This is a genomic window from Pseudomonas sp. CH61 (genome assembly GCF_059429415.1).
Genome location: NZ_CM182098.1, coordinates 2422025 through 2437479, shown reverse-complemented (window position 1 = coordinate 2437479; position 15455 = coordinate 2422025). Strand labels below are relative to the sequence as shown.

The window sequence follows — 15455 nt, the reverse complement described above, 5'->3', positions numbered from 1 at the left end:
TGATCAGACAAATCGGGACTCAGCTTCGCCGGAAACAGCGTCCGAATGAGCTGTCGGTTCGACAAGATGAACCTCCGTGGCATTGCGCCCCGCCAACCAGGCCAGCACTGACGCGACAACCAATACAGCGGCGCTAAGTTCGAATGTAGCTTTATAACCACTCAAATCAAAAGCCAGACCACCAATGATTGCGCCACCGGCGATCGCCAGTTGAACAATCGCCACGAGCAAGCCGCCTCCGGCCTCCGCATCATCCGGCAGCGTCTGCGCCAGCCATGTCCACCAGCCAACCGGCGCGGCGGTGGCAACCAGTCCCCAGAGTCCGAGTAACGAGGCGGTCAGTACCGGTGATTTGCCGAAGCTGACCAACGCCAGCGCGATGGCCGCCATGATCAGCGGGATGACGGTCAACGTGCGGTAGAGGCCGCGGCCCATAAACCGCTCGATCAGAAAGGTGCCGATAAAACCGGCCAGTCCCAACCCCAGCAGCATCAAGGACAACGTAGAAACGCTGACGCCCGTCACGCCTTCAAGAAAGGGCCGCAGGTAGGTGAACAGCATGAACTGGCCCATGAAAAATACGCTGACGGCGATCATGCCCAAGGCCACTGGCAATTGCTTCATCAGCCGCAGGACGTTGCCGCTACCGGCCTGACGTTCGGCCTTGAAGGACGGCAGGCTGATCAGTAGCCACACGGCAGCAAGCACTGCGACCGGAACCACACAAAAGAATGCCCCGCGCCAGCCGATCAGCGAGCCGAGAAAACTCCCCGCTGGAGCCGCGATTACCGTGGCCAGCGCGTTACCGCCATTGACGATGGCCAGCGCTCGCGAAACCTGTTCAGGCTTCACCAGACGCATTGCGGTCGCCGCCGATAGCGACCAGAAACCCCCAATCGCGATCCCGATCAACGCACGTCCAAACATGAATGACGGGTAGCCCGGCGCGACCGCGACGACCGTACCGGAGACGATCATCAGCAAGGTCAGGCCCAGCAGCAACTTCTTGCGTTCGATGCGCGCGGCGACCGAGGCAATCAACAGGCTGGTGATCAAGGCAAAGGCCCCGGACACCGAAATCCCCTGCCCGGCCTGGCCTTCGGTGATGTGCAGGTCGGCTGCAATCGGCGTCAGCAGACTGACGGGCATGAACTCTGAAGCGACCAAAGCGAATGCGGCCAACGACATGGCCAGCACAGCGCTCCAGCCGCCTGTTGTTTTAGAAGGATCTGTAGAAGGAAACGTCATGGCAACTACCTGTGGTGCGAAAAACCTGTGGATGTGATGCGCAGGGGCAAGCAGCTTGAAGCCCATTCGGGCACTGCCCCTGTAACAGATAGACACATTCTCCCGGTCAATCCGGCCCTTCCCTAGCGCATTCCTCTTGAATGCTTGCCTGATCCTCTGGCGATGCAGGGTGATGGATAGGAAACGTCTCGCGCGCGGATTAGAGTTCGGTCAACAGGAGTGACCCGACATGATCCCTACCCCTCTGCCGCAGCAATCGCCTTTGGCATTGCACATTGACCCGCGCGTGAGCGCGCCAGGTGACTTCGCCACAGCCATACCCGGGCTGTCGCTGTTTCGTCGCGACCAGCCGGCGCCGCCCGTGGTGTGCATGATTGAACCCAGCCTGATTCTCGTCGGTCGCGGCGAAAAGCGTTTGTGGGTCGGCGGTGAGGGTTACAGCTATGACCCTTCGCGGTTTCTGGTGACGTCGCTGGATCTGCCCGCCAACTCTGAAGTGATGCTGGCCAGTCCCCAACAGCCCTGTGTCGGCCTCGTACTGAAACTGGATGTGAGCATGCTCGCCGAGGTCATCACCAAGAGCGGCTTGCCCGCAAAACGTCAGCCAACAACGGGCACGGGCGCCGCGATAGGCAGCCTGTCGTCCGCACTAGAGGGCGCACTTGATCGCCTGCTGGCATTGCTCGATGAACCCGAGGCAATCCCGGTCTTGGCGCCGTTGATCCTGCGCGAAATCCACTATCGGTTGCTGCACACCGATCAAGGTGCGCGGCTGCGGCAGATCACGGCCGTCGATGGTCAGGGTTACCGCATCGCCAAAGCGATTGACTGGCTCAAGGTCAACTACACCGATGCCTTGCGCATCGACGATCTGGCCGCGCGGGTGCAGATGAGTGCGCCGACCTTTCACCATCATTTCCGCCAGCTCACCGGTATGAGCCCGCTGCAGTACCAGAAATGGCTGCGGCTCAACGAAGCGCGGCGGTTGATGTTGGTAGAACGCTTGGACGTTTCGCGGGCGGCGTTTGCGGTCGGCTATGAAAGTCCTTCGCAGTTCAGCCGCGAATATGGCCGCCTGTTCGGCACCGCGCCGAGCCGTGACATCGCCCTTCTGCGCGGGCAGCCATTTGAAGCAGAAGCGCTCGGCACAATAGCGAATTGAACGAAAAACGGTGATGCGCCTCGCCGCGTGTCACCGCTCATAACAATGCACGTCAACCGATGATCAGCGGGTGAATCATGGAACTACGAATCAACCAGAAGACCTATCAGGTCGATGCCGACGCCGATACGCCCTTGCTGTGGGTGATCCGCGATGATCTGGGCATGACCGGCACCAAGTACGGCTGCGGACTGGCGCAATGCGGCGCCTGCTCGGTGCTGGTAGACGGCAACGTGGTGCGCTCATGCGTCACGCCGGTGGCCGGTGTGGTTGGCCGCGAGGTCACCACGATTGAGGCCATCGAAAACGATGACGTGGGCAAACGGGTGGTCGCGACCTGGGTCGATCTGCAGGTCGCGCAGTGTGGCTACTGCCAGTCCGGGCAAGTGATGGCGGCCACTGCGTTGCTCAAGCAGAACGCCAAACCGAGTGATGCGCAGATCGAGGCAGCGATGGTCAATCTGTGCCGCTGCGGGACGTACAACGCCATTCATGCCGCCGTGCATGAGCTGGCCGGCAAGGGAGACGCGTGATGAACGTTCGAATCGACCCTTCACTGCAAGCCTCAGCACTGGATCTGCACGAACCGATCAATGTTTCGCGCCGACGTTTTCTCACCGGTACCGCCGTCGGCGCATTGGTCCTCGGCTTCGGCCTGCCGCTCGGTGCGACACGCGTGCAAGCTGCCGTTGCGGCGGCGACGGCCGAGCGTGGCACGCAGGTGCCGGCGTTTCTCGAGATCCGCCCGGACAATCGCGTGCGCCTGCTCTGCCCGTTCATGGAAGGCGGACAAGGCACGTTCACCGCGATGGCGCAGATCGTCGGTGAAGAACTCGATGCCGATCCGTCGACCTTCCTGGTCGAAGCCGCGCCGCCCGGCGAAGCCTATGTGGTGCTGGAAAACGGTATGCGCATCACCGGCGGCAGCATGTCGGTGCGTATGAGTTACCCGGTCATGCGCCGCCTCGGCGCCCTCGCCCGCGCCATGTTGCTGCAGGCGGGCGCACAGCAACTCGGCGTGCCGGTGAGTGAATTGACCACTGAGCCGGGCAAAGTCGTGCACGCCAAGTCGGGCCGCTCGCTGGCCTACGGTGAACTGGCCGAGCGCGCGATGGATCTGCCGGTTCCCGATCCGGCCTCTGTGAAGCTGCGTGAACCGAGCCAGTTCCGCTGGATCGGCAAACCGGTGAAGCGCCTCGATGCCTACGACAAATCCACGGGCAAGGCGCTGTACAGCATCGATCTCAAGGTCGACGACATGCTCCATGCTGCCGTGCAACATGCCCCGCGCCTGGGCATGACGGTCGGCAACCTGCGCAACGAAGAGCAGGTCAAGGCAATGAAAGGCGTGCATTCCGTGCACCGCCTGCCAGGCGCTGTGGCAGTAGTCGCCGAGCGCTGGTGGCACGCCAAACGTGCGGTCGAGGCGATTCAGGTCGACTGGCAAGAGCCAACAGCCGAGAGCAAAGTGCGGCCGATGCCTGCCGACTTTTCCAGCGATGCCTGGTTCAAGCGCCTCGCTGAAGACAAAAGCCCGGCCAAGGATGATGAAAACCAAGGCGACGTGGCTGCGACTCTCAAGGAAACCAAGACCCGGATCGACGCCACTTACCACAACCAATACCTGAACCACGGACAGTTGGAGCCGCCGTCAGCCTTGGCCCGATTCAATCCGGACGGTTCGCTGGAAGTCTGGCTGCCGAATCAGGCACCGGACATGTTCCGCGCCGACATCGCCAAACGCACGGGCCTCGATATTTCGCGCATCACCTTGCATTCGCCGCTGCTGGGCGGGTTTTTTGGCCGGCATTTTCTCTACGACTCGGCCAGCCCCTACCCTCAGGCAATCGCGCTGGCGAAAGCGGTTGGCCGCCCGGTCAAACTGATCTGGAGTCGCGAGGAAGAGTTCCTGCGTGACGTGCTCCGTCCCGTTGCTGCGGTGAATTTCCGTGCCGCGCTGGACAGCGACGGCTGGCCGCTGGCAATCGAAGCGATCAGTGCCACCGAAGGCCCGACCGAAGCCCTCGCCGGCAAGCAGGGTGAGAAGCTTGACCCGACGGCGCTTGAAGGCTTGTCCGGCAAGTCCTACGCGATCCCCAACAAACGCATCGCGCAGATCTACGTCAAAGGCCCGGCGATGCTCGGTTACTGGCGTTCGGTGGGCAATTCGCTCAACGACTTCTTTTATGAATCGTTCCTTGATGAACTGGCCGACAAGGGTGGCAAGGACCCGTTCGACCTGCGCTTGCATTTGCTGCGTGACAACAAACGCCTGACCACCCTGCTACAAGCGGTGGCTGAATTGTCGGGCGGCTGGAAGCGCGGGCCGTTTACCGCCGAGGATGGCAGCAAACGTGCACGCGGGGTGGCGATGGCTTCGCCGTTCGGTACAGAGACGGCGGTGATCGCCGAGGTGTCCATCGAGAACGGCCAAGTCAAGGTGCACGACATCTGGCAGGCGATTGACCCGGGCAGCATCGTCAACCCGGCGATCGTCGAGGCTCAGGTCAATGGCGCCGTGGCGCTGGGGCTGTCGCAAACCCTGGTGGAAGAAGCCGTGTGGATTGATGGCAAACCCCGGGCGCGCAACTACGACTTGTATCCGATCCTGCCGCCTGCGCGGATGGCTCGGGTTCATGTGCGTGTGGTCGAGAGCGGAGAAAAAATGGGTGGCATCGGTGAACCGCCGTTGCCTGCGGTCGCGCCCGCCGTCGCTAACGCGGTGGCAAGGCTAACCGGTCAGCGGGTGCGCAGCCTGCCCCTGAGCCGACACACCTTCACTTGATCAGCGCCGGAGCGTCCATGAATAACAGCCGATTCGCAAGAACCGCTGGCTGGCTGGCAGTGCCGTGCCTGGTCGCGGCAGGCCTGCTGGCCTGGTATGTCACCCGCGAGCCTGTCTCGCGCCTGGAAACCCATCAGATCGCCGTGGCCGACATCGACCCGGCACTGGTCGCCCGTGGCGAATACGTCGCCCGGCTCAGCGATTGCGTGGCCTGTCACAGCGTGCCGGGCGGCGCGCCATTCGCTGGTGGCCTGGAAATGGCCACACCGCTGGGCTCAATCCATGCGACCAATATCACCCCGGACACGGACACCGGCATCGGCCACTACAGCCTGGCGGACTTCGACCGAGCGGTGCGTCACGGCGTGGCCCCCGACAGTCGCCGTTTGTACCCGGCGATGCCCTACCCGTCCTACGCCAAGCTCAGTGACGATGATGTACGTGCGTTGTATGCGTTCTTCATGAAAGGCGTGGCGCCGGTGAAACAGGCCAACATCCCCAGCGCGATTCCTTTTCCGCTGAATCTGCGCTGGCCGATTGCACTGTGGAACGGCGTGTTTGTCGACGCCGAACCCTACGTAGCCAACCCGTCGCAGGATGAACAGTGGAACCGTGGCGCTTACCTCGTTCAGGGCGCCGGGCACTGCGGCAGTTGCCACACGCCGCGTGGCCTGGCGTTCAACGAGAAGGCACTGGATGAGACCGGTAAGCCGTACCTCGCTGGCGCCTTGCTCGATGGCTGGTATGCACCGAGCCTGCGTGATGATCACAACACCGGCCTGGGCCGCTGGAGCGAGCCGGAGATCGTGCAGTTCCTCAAGACCGGTCGCAATAAACATGCGGTGGTCTACGGCTCGATGACCGAAGCGTTCAACAACTCCACGCAGTTCATGAGCGATGATGATTTGACCGCGATTGCCCACTACCTGAAGTCGCTTCCCGGGGATCGCGAACGAGATGGCGCGCCGTGGCAGTATCAAGCGGTTTCGGCGGCGGAGCGTCTGGACTCGCCCGGTGCTCATACCTACGTGACGCGCTGCGCTTCGTGCCACGGCCTGGACGGCAAAGGTCAACCTGAATGGATGCCGCCGCTGGCCGGCGCCACCTCGGCACTGGCCAAGGAAAGCGCCTCGGCGATCAACATCACCCTCAATGGTTCGCAACGTGTGGTGGCGGCTGGAGTGCCGGACGCCTATCGCATGCCGGCCTTCCGTGAGCAGCTGTCGGATCAGCAGATCGCCGAAGTGCTGACCTTCATGCGCAGCACCTGGGGCAATCAGGCCAGCGCTGTCGATGCGCAGACGGTGGGCAAACTGCGTGAACACACCGATCCGGCCAGCAGCAGCCCGATCATCCTGCAGATGCGCTAGAGGAGACACTGATGGAAAGCATCGACTTGCTGGTCCTGCGCACGGCGCGGGACTGGCTGGCCGCCGGCGAGCGTGTGTTGCTCGCCACGGTGGCGCGCACCTGGGGTTCATCACCACGGCCGACGGGGTCGATGATGGCTTTGCGTGACGATGGTCGCGTGGTGGGCAGCGTGTCCGGTGGCTGCATCGAAGACGATCTGATCCATCGCTACACCACGGCCCATGGCGGCAGCGCTTTTAGCGACAGCGCGCCGCAAGTGGTGCGCTATGGCGTCAGTGCCGATGAAGCGCATCGGTTCGGCTTGCCGTGCGGTGGCACGCTGGAACTGATCCTTGAGTTCAGCCCGGCGTGGCCGTCGCTTGACGAGTTGCTGGGGCAACTGGACGCCGGGCAACTGGTTCGCCGTCGTCTGGCGTTGGAATCCGGTCAGGTCACGCTCGAACCCACCGCGACGCCGGAACAGTTCAGCTTCGATGGCGCGCAAATGCTCAACACCTTGGGACCGGGTTATCGAATGCTGATGATCGGAGCCGGCGCGTTGGCCGAGTATCTGGCGACCATGGCCTTGTTCAACGGTTTCAAAGTGGCGGTGTGCGATCCGCGTCCAGAGTACATCGAGACTTGGGCGGTAGACGGTGTGGAGCGGATTGTCGGCATGCCGGACGACGTGGTCCGCGACTTCGCGGTCGATCTGCGCACCTGCATCGTCGCCTTGAGTCATGACCCCAAACTCGACGATCTGGCATTGCTGGAAGCGCTGCACAGCCCGGCGTTCTACATCGGTGCCATCGGCTCGCGGCGCAACAGTCAACTGCGCCGCGAACGCCTGATCGAGCATTTTGCTGAAACCGAGGCGTCGCTTGAGCGCCTGCACGGACCGATCGGTCTGTATATCGGCAGCAAGACGCCGGCGGAAATCGCCGTTAGCGTGATGGCCGAGATTCTTGCGGTGAAGAATGGTGCCCGTTTGCCGAAAGCGCTTTCAATCGCCAAGGCCAAAGCGCTCGTTGAGTGAGTGACCGTTCTCCCCCGCGTCGATGTCATCGACTGGCGACGGCGCCAACATTTCTGCGCGGCAGACCTCAAGGAACTCGTAACCGGTGAGGCTCACACCCGATAATACTGGCGATACCACCGCACAAACTCCGCCACCCCCACCTCAACCTCGACCTGCGGCGAAAACCCGATCCAGTCCGCCAGCGCCGAAACATCAGCCCAGGTCTTGATCACATCGCCTGCCTGCATCGGCAACAAATTGCGCTGAGCTTTTATGCCCAAAGCCGTCTCCAGGCAGTCGACAAAATCCAGCAGCGCTATCGGCCTGCCACGCCCCAGGTTGAAAATCCGCTGGCAGCCCTTGGCGTCTTTGTCCGGCAACGGCGGCTTCGGGCACAGGCGGACGATGCTTTCGACAACGTCATCGACGTAGGTAAAGTCGCGTGCCATCTGGCCCTGGTTGTAAATATCAATCGGCCGCCCCTGGAGGATCGCTTCGGTGAATTTGAACAACGCCATGTCCGGCCGACCCCATGGCCCATAGACGGTAAAAAACCGCAGCCCGCTGGCCTTGAGTCCGTAGAGATGACAGTAACTGTCGGCAAGCAATTCATTGGCGCGTTTGGTGGCGGCATACAGGGACACCGGATGCTCGACCGCGTCATCGACGCTGTATGGCAGCTTGCTGTTAGCGCCGTACACCGAACTGCTCGACGCGTAGATCAGATGCGCAGGTGGACAGTGGCGGCAGGCTTCCAGCACATTGAGAAAGCCCAGCAAATTCGATTGCGCATAGGCATCCGGATTGTCGAGCGAATAGCGCACACCCGCTTGAGCGGCCAAATGCACGACCTCGGTGAACCCCTGCTCTTCGAACAGCGCCATCAAGGCTGGCTTATCGACAATGTCCATGGTCTGGAAACGGAAACCTTTTAGCTCGCTCAACTGCTTGAGGCGCGCCTGTTTGAGTTCCACGCTGTAATAGTCGTTAAGATTGTCGATGCCGATTACTTGATGGCCTTGCAATATCAATCGTCTGACCGTGTGATATCCGATAAAGCCTGCAGCACCTGTAACAAGAACGGACATATTCGTCTCTCCAGCCAAGTCGCCAGGCGATTAGTTATAGCGTTGGTCGACTTGCGCAGTCCAGACTTTATAACTTCCCCAACGATACGGATTAACAACCGATCTAAATAGCGAGTGACGACTCTGAAGTGACAGGAAAGTTTCTTGCCGTCCGACAAAAGGCTGACGCCTTAGAAAACAATAACCTGCGCACGAGTGCCATCATTAGCAGATAAATGGCGTGTTTTTTGACTGGGATCGTTTGACAGACCGCAAAGACTGGCCGATAACTACCAAGGTTCATTTTTACAGGGCGCGAGCAATCTTCTACTCGCGCCCTGTCGTTTCAGAGACAACTACTTAGTTACCTATCGTTAAAGCTGCATGAGCAGACCGTGCGGTAGCTTTGTCTTCTAAAAAGTTAAGCCGCGGCTTATTCCCTATGCGCCGCACACTATAGCGTCACGCCTCAGTTCGACGCACCTTAATGAAACACTGTGTGATTCAAGATTGAAACACCTCAGTGTTAATAAAATAAGAACAGACTTTCGCCATTTGCCCTTACTTAGCCCTCGATAGAGCTTCTGCCTGCATAAACTTTCGATCATTACAGAGTTTACCAGCATGCCAGTTATCAGCTCCGAACGTCCCTTTTGGTACCTTTTGCAATGCAAGCCACGTCAGGATGAGCGCGCTCACCTCAACCTTCTTCAACAGAACTACGTGGTATTCCATCCCCAACTCCTCAGTGAACGCATCATTCGCGGGAAACGACAGCGAGTGCGCGAGTCGCTATTCCCCGGGTATTTGTTTATCCAGCTCAGTCGTAACGACAATTGGGGGCCCTTGCGTTCCACACGCGGGGTCAGTCGTATCGTCGAATTCAATCACGGTCCTGCGACGGTGGCAGAGCATGTCATCGAGCACCTGCGTGTGCGCTGTATCGAATCATCGCTGGCGGAGCCGGATCAGGCGCTGAAACCGGGGCAGAATCTGCAGATCGTCAGCGGCCCGCTGGCTCCCTTGGAGGGCGTGTTTCTCGGCTTGCACGGCAACGACCGGGTGATGGTCCTCTTGCAGTTTCTGAATCGCGAACAATCCGTTTGCTTGCCACTCAGCGTGATCGAACGTCAACAACCCAACGTTCAGAACTATCACTAACCCCTTGCCTTATAAGCCTTTGCTCAGGAGCTATAACATGGCTTTGAAGTCACGATGCCCTGTCGCACTGCTGATGGCCTCTCTCTATCCTGGAATGGCCTGGAGTATCGATCCGCAAGCCATTAATGTTTACGGATTCGATTTCACGCCATCCTTTTTGTTTTCAGAAAGTTATGACGATAACTTTCGCGAAGTGGAAAACAGTAAACAGTCATCGATGGTCACCAAACTGGCGCCGACCTTCGAGCTCAAGGCGGAAGATCGCAACAGCGCGACTCGACTGATCTGGCAGCCCACGCGTTATATCTATCACGACGATTCCGATGCCTCGAACACGGCCCAGCGCGTGCGTGCCGACAGCATCATGGAGTTCACCGACCGCCATCGTCTCAAGCTCGACGCCGAGTACCGTAAATGGGAGCGCACCGAGTCGACGGCGGTCGAGGGCATCAACGACAAGCTCAACAATAAACGCGTGGGGGGTCTTTACACCTTCGGCGCTAAAAGTGCCGACAACCAAATCGATGTCGGCGCCAGTTACGCGCAACTTCGCTACGACAATGCCGACGGCATCAACGACGACAAGGAACGCAATACCACCGCCCTCACCAGCACCTGGTACCACCGCATCGGCAGTAACACCCGCGGCCTGCTCGAATATGACCACACCGACTTTGATTATCAGCAAGCCAACAGCCCGCGCAGCAGCAAATCCGATGCGGTACTGGCCGGGGCCGTGTGGGACTTCACCGCACGTACCACCGGCAAAGTGCGCCTCGGCTATGAGCGCAAGAACTTCGACAACAGCGAATCCAAAGACCTCAACAACCCGACCTGGCAAGTGGACTTGCAATGGAAACCGCGAACCTATTCGACGTTTACCTTTGTCGCTCGCCAAGCCCTTGCCGAAGGTGACGATGGCGCTGATGCCGTGAAGTCGACGTTCACTCAGGTCGGATGGCGCCACGGCTGGACCGAACGCATCACCACGGTGGCACAAGCCGGGTACGGCCGTTATGTCTACGAAGGCCAAAGCCGTACCGACAATCTTCAGGACTACAACCTGGCCGTGGTGTACGCGATGCGCCGCTGGCTGGATATCGAGTTGGGTTATCGGTACCGCGACAACGATTCCGATGCCGACAATGAAAGTTTCACCCGCAACGTGTTCCAGATCAGTTTCAACGTCAGCCTTTAAGAGGGTCTCGACATGAACACACGCACGCTCGTCTTGCTGTTCGCCCTGTGTTTTATACCTCATACCTTTGCCGCAGAGCCCGACACGCAATACAAACTGGCCGCTGGCGATGTCTTGCGCATCATCGTCTTCGGTGAGCCGGAGTTGAGCCTGAAAAAGATCCGCCTCAGTGACGCCGGCACCTTTTCCTACCCTTTTCTCGGTGAGATTTCCGCCAAGGGACTGACCCCCGGCCAAGTCGAAAAAATCATCGTCGACGGGCTGAAACAAGGGTACCTGATCGACCCGAAAGTCAGCCTCAGCCAGATCGAATACCGCTCGTTCTACATCAACGGCGAAGTGAAGAAACCCGGCAGCTACCCGTTCGTGCCCGGCCTGACTCTGGAGAAAGCCATCGCCTTGGGCGGTGGCCTGACCGAGCGGGCTTCGATCAAACGCGTGACCATTTTGCGCGGCGATGGTGGCGCGACCCTCACCGATGACGTGACGCGCAACACCACGATTGCCCCCGGCGACACCATTTCCATTGCACAAGGCTTTTTCTAATCATGGACAACAGCCCTAGCACCTACGTCGAACGTCCTCTGCAAGCGCATCTGCATCAGCAGTACAGCGAAGATAAGGACACCCTTGACCTGTTAAAGCTCTGGAGAGTGATCTGGCGCGCCAAATGGAGCATCGCCTGGCTGGTGCTGGCGAGCGCTGCGCTGGCCGCGATTGTGGTCTCGAACATCACGCCGCAATACATCGGCAGCACGACCTTGCTGTTCAATGATAAAACCCCGCCGCTGATGTCGTTCCAGCAAGTCAAGGATTCCGGCGGCAACGCCACGGACTACTTGCAGACCCAGCAGGCGCTCCTGCAATCGCGCGATCTAGCCGAACGCGCGGTGAAAAAACTCGGCCTGACCACGCACCCGGTCACCGACCCGCGCCAGCAATCAAAGCCCTGGTTTGCACCGCGCCAGTGGCTAGCGGATCTCGACCTTGATCAATGGATCCCGGAGCTGAGCCGGGTGATGCCGCTGAGCAATAAAGAGCAGCCCACTGAAGAAGACGTGTTCAATCAGGTCACGCAGAACCTCATGCTGCACACCAGCGTCAAGTTCGTCGGCAAGAGCCAGTTGCTCGAAATCGAGGTCGAGTTGCCCGATCCGGTTCTCGCAGCCGCAGCGGCCAATGCGTTGGCGCAAGGCTTCACCGACAGCCAGCTCGACACCAGCGAAAAGTCCTCGCAAACCACCACGGCCTGGATGAACACACGGCTGATCAAACTGCGCGACAACTTGCGTGTCGCCGAGAAAAAGCTTCAGGGCTACCGCGAAGAGCAAGGTCTGGTGGACGTCGGCGGCGTTGCCACCATCAGCGCCAACGAGCTGGAAATGACCGGCAATCGCATGGTCGATGCCCGGCGCAACCGCGCTGAAGCCGAGAGCGAGTACCGCCAGGCCAAGGCCTTGGGCAACGGTGATCTGAGCCGACTGTCCAGCGTGCCTGCGGTGCTGAGCAATCCCTTGGTGCAGAAATTCCAGGCCGACCGCGCTGTGGCGCAAGCCAAGGTGGATGAACTGGCGGGCCGCTATGGGCCAAAACACCCGAGCCTGATTTCTGCACAGACCGAATTGCGCACCGCCACCACCAGCCTGCAATTGCAGGTGCAGCAAGTGGTCGCCGGCATTGAGCGGCAATACCAGCTCGCCACCGCCAGTGAAGCCTCGCTGCGCCAGTCGTTCAACAGCAACAAGGCGCAAATCCAGGACATTGCGCGCAAAGAGTTCCAGTTGCGCGAGTTCCAGCGTGAGGTCGACAGCTCCCGCGCGCTGTATGAAACATTCGTCACCCGCCTGAAAGAAACCACCGCCACCGCCGACATGGACTCGACCAAGGTGCGCATCGTCGACCCGGCCATTGTCCCGGTTGACGCGAGCAAACCGCGTAAAACCTTGATTGTCGCGGTCGTCGGGTTGATCGCTGCGGTGATCGGCGTTGCCTTGGCGCTGCTCTTCGACAGCCTGAGCAATACCTTCAAAACCGACGAGTCGATCGAGAACGCGCTGAACATTCCGTTGCTCAGCGTCGTGCCACTGGTGACGAAGAAAACCCGTCGGCAACTGGCGCGCTTGTTCGAGGATAACGACAACCCGCGCTTTTCCGAGACCATTCGCAACCTGCGCACCTGGTTGATGTTGCAAAGCAGTGAAATGCCCTCGCAGGTGGTGCTGGTGACGTCGACGGTTGCCGGTGAGGGTAAAAGCACCATTGCCAACAATCTGGCCAGCTCACTGACGTCACTCGAACGAGTGCTGTTGATCGATGCCGACATGCGTCAGCCAACCTTATCGCTGAACTTCGATTTCCCGCCGGACAGCCCCGGACTGGCGAATGTGATTGCCGGCACCGCCCGGCTTGAAGACTGCATTGTCTCGGTGGGCAATCTGGACATGTTGCCGGCCGGCAAAGTCCTGCCGGCACCGCTGGACCTGTTCGCCGCCCCGCGCCTGCCGTCCCCAGCCGATTCGCTCAATCCATTACAGCCACCGCCGCAGGATCTGCTCAGCTCACCGCGCATGGCGCGCATGCTTGATGCACTGAGGTCGCGTTACCGCCACATCATTATCGATTCCCCCCCAGCCGAGATGATCAGCGACGCACTGTTGCTGGCGCGGCATTCGGATGCCGTGATCTACGTGGTCAAGGCCGACAGCACACCGATCAGCCAAGTACAGCGCGGCCTTGCCGCGTTGCAGCAGAGCCATGTGCCGGTGTTTGGCACCGTGCTCAACCAGGTCGACCTGCGCAAGGCGCGCAAGTACGGCCATCACCACTCCCGGGCGTTCTATAACTACGATTTCGCGCCCAGGTAACACCAGGCGAATACGCCAGCCGCTACGCCCTCTTCTGCCATCACACAACCCGCTTCACCTCTGCCGAGCTACGGAATAGCCATCGGGCGACCCGTCCTGTCCGTTCGATTAGCGCTGATACATGACTGCTGCCTTGAGGTTAAGCCCATGACACCGCTCTATACCGCTCACCTGACGCACCGCCGAGGCCTGACGTTCTGGGGCCAGTGGCTGTGCGCACTGTCGCTGACCACCGTGTTGCTGATGTTGCTGGTGCATTGGCGCGTCGGCAGTCTGAACAGCGAATACCGCATCCTGATCATTCTCGCCGTGCTCGGTTCGGTGCCGATTTACAGCGTGATGCAGGTCTATCACAAGCGCCATGGTCTGCTGGTCGGCCTCGGCCGTTTGCTGGCCGGCTGGCTGATTCTGCTGGCCGTGCTCGCGGCCATAGCCTTCATCACCCAGACCAGCGCGATCTATTCACGCCAGGTGATTATTGTCTGGGCCGTGTTGGGTTTCGTGGTGCAGGCGGCGAGTTTTCTGCCCCTGCATTACTTCGCCCGATTGCACTCGCGCAGGGTTTGCAAAGAGCGCCGGTCGGTGATCATCGGCACCTGCCCGACAGCCCATGAGCTGGCGAAAAAACTCTCGCGACCGAACCGTGCGCTGGTGCTCGGTTTCATCGCTGCCGCCGACAACAGCGGCCCCGCCCCAAGCATTCTGCCGCTGCTCGGTAACGTTGCCGCGATCCGCGAGATCATCACGCGCCTGGAAGTGCGCCGCGTCTACATCGTCCTGACCATGGCGCATGCCGCGACCATCGAAGCGCTGTACATCGACCTCTTGGACATGAATGTCGACGTGGTGTGGATTCCGGATTTCGGCAGCATGGTGTTGCTCAACCATTCGATCTCGGAAATCGAGCGAATGCCGGCGATCTACCTCAATGAAAGCCTGATCAGCTCGCACCCGGCCAGCCTGTTTTGCAAGGACCTGTTCGAGCGCAGTCTGGCGGCGCTGGCGATTGTGCTGCTCAGTCCTTTGCTGCTGGTGGTGGCCGTCGCCGTCAAGCTCACCTCCGCAGGCCCGGTGCTGTTCAAGCAGGCCCGCCACGGTTGCAACGGTGAAGTGATCAAGGTCTGGAAGTTTCGTTCGATGCACGTCCACGACGATCGCGAGGTGCGCCAGGCCACCCGTGACGATGACCGCCTCACCCCGATCGGCGGCTTCCTGCGCCGCAGTTCCATCGACGAATTGCCGCAGTTGTTCAACGTCGTGTCCGGACAGATGGCCCTGGTCGGCCCGCGTCCGCATGCCGTCACCCACAACATTTATTACACCGGCAAGGTGCGCGCCTACATGGCCCGCCATCGCCTCAAGCCGGGCATCACCGGCCTCGCCCAGATCACCGGCCATCGCGGCGAAACCGAGACGGTGGAAAAGATGCAGCTGCGCGTCGCCCAGGACCTCAACTACATCAACCAATGGTCGCTGTGGCTCGACATCAAAATCCTCATCAAGACGCCCTTCACGCTGTTCTCGAAAAACATCTACTGACCCCTGCCCGACTGCTTCAGCCCCGCCCTGCCCCTGCATTGACAACCTTCACCACGATCTGAG

General features: G+C 60.2%; 12 protein-coding genes. 10 read left to right on the top strand and 2 right to left on the bottom strand.

Going from position 1 to position 15455, the window contains the following annotated elements; all coding sequences use genetic code 11:
* Positions 1 to 3: 3 nt before the first annotated feature.
* Positions 4 to 1248 (bottom strand): MFS transporter, encoded by a 1245-nt coding sequence (locus tag AC5SEM_RS10865; RefSeq protein WP_495472942.1) that lies wholly within the window; start codon positions 1246 to 1248, stop codon positions 4 to 6.
* Between the two features lie 229 nt (positions 1249 to 1477).
* Here AC5SEM_RS10865 and AC5SEM_RS10860 point away from each other — a divergent pair, with 229 nt between their 5' ends.
* The 5 genes from AC5SEM_RS10860 (at position 1478) to AC5SEM_RS10840 (ending at position 7581) form a co-directional block, all read left to right on the top strand.
* The gene (locus tag AC5SEM_RS10860) at positions 1478 to 2410 is read left to right on the top strand and encodes an AraC family transcriptional regulator (protein ID WP_495472941.1); all 933 of its coding nucleotides are present in this window, start codon (positions 1478 to 1480) and stop codon (positions 2408 to 2410) included.
* Between the two features lie 77 nt (positions 2411 to 2487).
* Positions 2488 to 2943 (top strand): (2Fe-2S)-binding protein, encoded by a 456-nt coding sequence (locus tag AC5SEM_RS10855; protein WP_495472940.1) that lies wholly within the window; start codon positions 2488 to 2490, stop codon positions 2941 to 2943.
* Positions 2943 to 5195, top strand: a complete 2253-nt coding sequence (locus AC5SEM_RS10850; protein ID WP_495472939.1) for a xanthine dehydrogenase family protein molybdopterin-binding subunit — start codon at positions 2943 to 2945, stop codon at positions 5193 to 5195. The genes AC5SEM_RS10855 and AC5SEM_RS10850 overlap by 1 nt, the downstream gene beginning before the upstream one ends.
* 17 nt (positions 5196 to 5212) lie before the next feature.
* Complete coding sequence (locus AC5SEM_RS10845) at positions 5213 to 6565, top strand: c-type cytochrome (RefSeq protein ID WP_495472938.1); 1353 nt, start codon at positions 5213 to 5215, stop codon at positions 6563 to 6565.
* 11 nt (positions 6566 to 6576) lie between these two features.
* Complete coding sequence (locus AC5SEM_RS10840; RefSeq protein ID WP_495472937.1) at positions 6577 to 7581, top strand: XdhC family protein; 1005 nt, start codon at positions 6577 to 6579, stop codon at positions 7579 to 7581.
* A gap of 92 nt (positions 7582 to 7673) precedes the next feature.
* On the opposite strand, the gene AC5SEM_RS10835 is transcribed toward AC5SEM_RS10840, so the two are convergent.
* Positions 7674 to 8651: an NAD-dependent epimerase gene (locus AC5SEM_RS10835; RefSeq protein WP_495473458.1), complete on the bottom strand. Its 978-nt coding sequence runs from the start codon at positions 8649 to 8651 to the stop codon at positions 7674 to 7676.
* A gap of 603 nt (positions 8652 to 9254) precedes the next feature.
* Here AC5SEM_RS10835 and rfaH point away from each other — a divergent pair.
* The 5 genes from rfaH to AC5SEM_RS10810 all read left to right on the top strand — a co-directional run bounded on the left by rfaH (position 9255) and on the right by AC5SEM_RS10810 (position 15392).
* Positions 9255 to 9791, top strand: a complete 537-nt coding sequence (gene rfaH / locus AC5SEM_RS10830) for a transcription/translation regulatory transformer protein RfaH (protein ID WP_495472936.1) — start codon at positions 9255 to 9257, stop codon at positions 9789 to 9791.
* 37 nt (positions 9792 to 9828) lie between these two features.
* Positions 9829 to 10989 (top strand): outer membrane beta-barrel protein, encoded by a 1161-nt coding sequence (locus AC5SEM_RS10825; protein WP_495472935.1) that lies wholly within the window; start codon positions 9829 to 9831, stop codon positions 10987 to 10989.
* A 12-nt stretch (positions 10990 to 11001) separates the two neighbouring features.
* The gene (locus AC5SEM_RS10820; protein ID WP_495472934.1) at positions 11002 to 11535 is read left to right on the top strand and encodes a polysaccharide biosynthesis/export family protein; all 534 of its coding nucleotides are present in this window, start codon (positions 11002 to 11004) and stop codon (positions 11533 to 11535) included.
* A gap of 2 nt (positions 11536 to 11537) precedes the next feature.
* On the top strand, positions 11538 to 13853 hold the full coding sequence (locus tag AC5SEM_RS10815) for a GumC family protein (RefSeq protein ID WP_495472933.1): 2316 nt from the start codon (positions 11538 to 11540) through the stop codon (positions 13851 to 13853).
* Positions 13854 to 14000: 147 nt separating this feature from the next.
* The gene (locus AC5SEM_RS10810; RefSeq protein ID WP_495472932.1) at positions 14001 to 15392 is read left to right on the top strand and encodes an undecaprenyl-phosphate glucose phosphotransferase; all 1392 of its coding nucleotides are present in this window, start codon (positions 14001 to 14003) and stop codon (positions 15390 to 15392) included.
* Positions 15393 to 15455: the final 63 nt, after the last annotated feature.

Bases quoted from the DNA above. Each gene is read 5' to 3' on its own strand.
- AC5SEM_RS10860 (WP_495472941.1), top strand. From the start codon at position 1,478: ATGATCCCTACCCCTCTGCCGCAGCAATCGCCTTTGGCATTGCACATT.
- AC5SEM_RS10845 (WP_495472938.1), top strand. From the start codon at position 5,213: ATGAATAACAGCCGATTCGCAAGAACCGCTGGCTGGCTGGCAGTGCCG.
- AC5SEM_RS10855 (WP_495472940.1), top strand. From the start codon at position 2,488: ATGGAACTACGAATCAACCAGAAGACCTATCAGGTCGATGCCGACGCC.
- AC5SEM_RS10835 (WP_495473458.1), bottom strand. From the start codon at position 8,651: ATGTCCGTTCTTGTTACAGGTGCTGCAGGCTTTATCGGATATCACACG.
- AC5SEM_RS10825 (WP_495472935.1), top strand. From the start codon at position 9,829: ATGGCTTTGAAGTCACGATGCCCTGTCGCACTGCTGATGGCCTCTCTC.
- AC5SEM_RS10810 (WP_495472932.1), top strand. From the start codon at position 14,001: ATGACACCGCTCTATACCGCTCACCTGACGCACCGCCGAGGCCTGACG.
- AC5SEM_RS10850 (WP_495472939.1), top strand. From the start codon at position 2,943: ATGAACGTTCGAATCGACCCTTCACTGCAAGCCTCAGCACTGGATCTG.
- AC5SEM_RS10820 (WP_495472934.1), top strand. From the start codon at position 11,002: ATGAACACACGCACGCTCGTCTTGCTGTTCGCCCTGTGTTTTATACCT.
- rfaH (WP_495472936.1), top strand. From the start codon at position 9,255: ATGCCAGTTATCAGCTCCGAACGTCCCTTTTGGTACCTTTTGCAATGC.
- AC5SEM_RS10815 (WP_495472933.1), top strand. From the start codon at position 11,538: ATGGACAACAGCCCTAGCACCTACGTCGAACGTCCTCTGCAAGCGCAT.
- AC5SEM_RS10840 (WP_495472937.1), top strand. From the start codon at position 6,577: ATGGAAAGCATCGACTTGCTGGTCCTGCGCACGGCGCGGGACTGGCTG.
- AC5SEM_RS10865 (WP_495472942.1), bottom strand. From the start codon at position 1,248: ATGACGTTTCCTTCTACAGATCCTTCTAAAACAACAGGCGGCTGGAGC.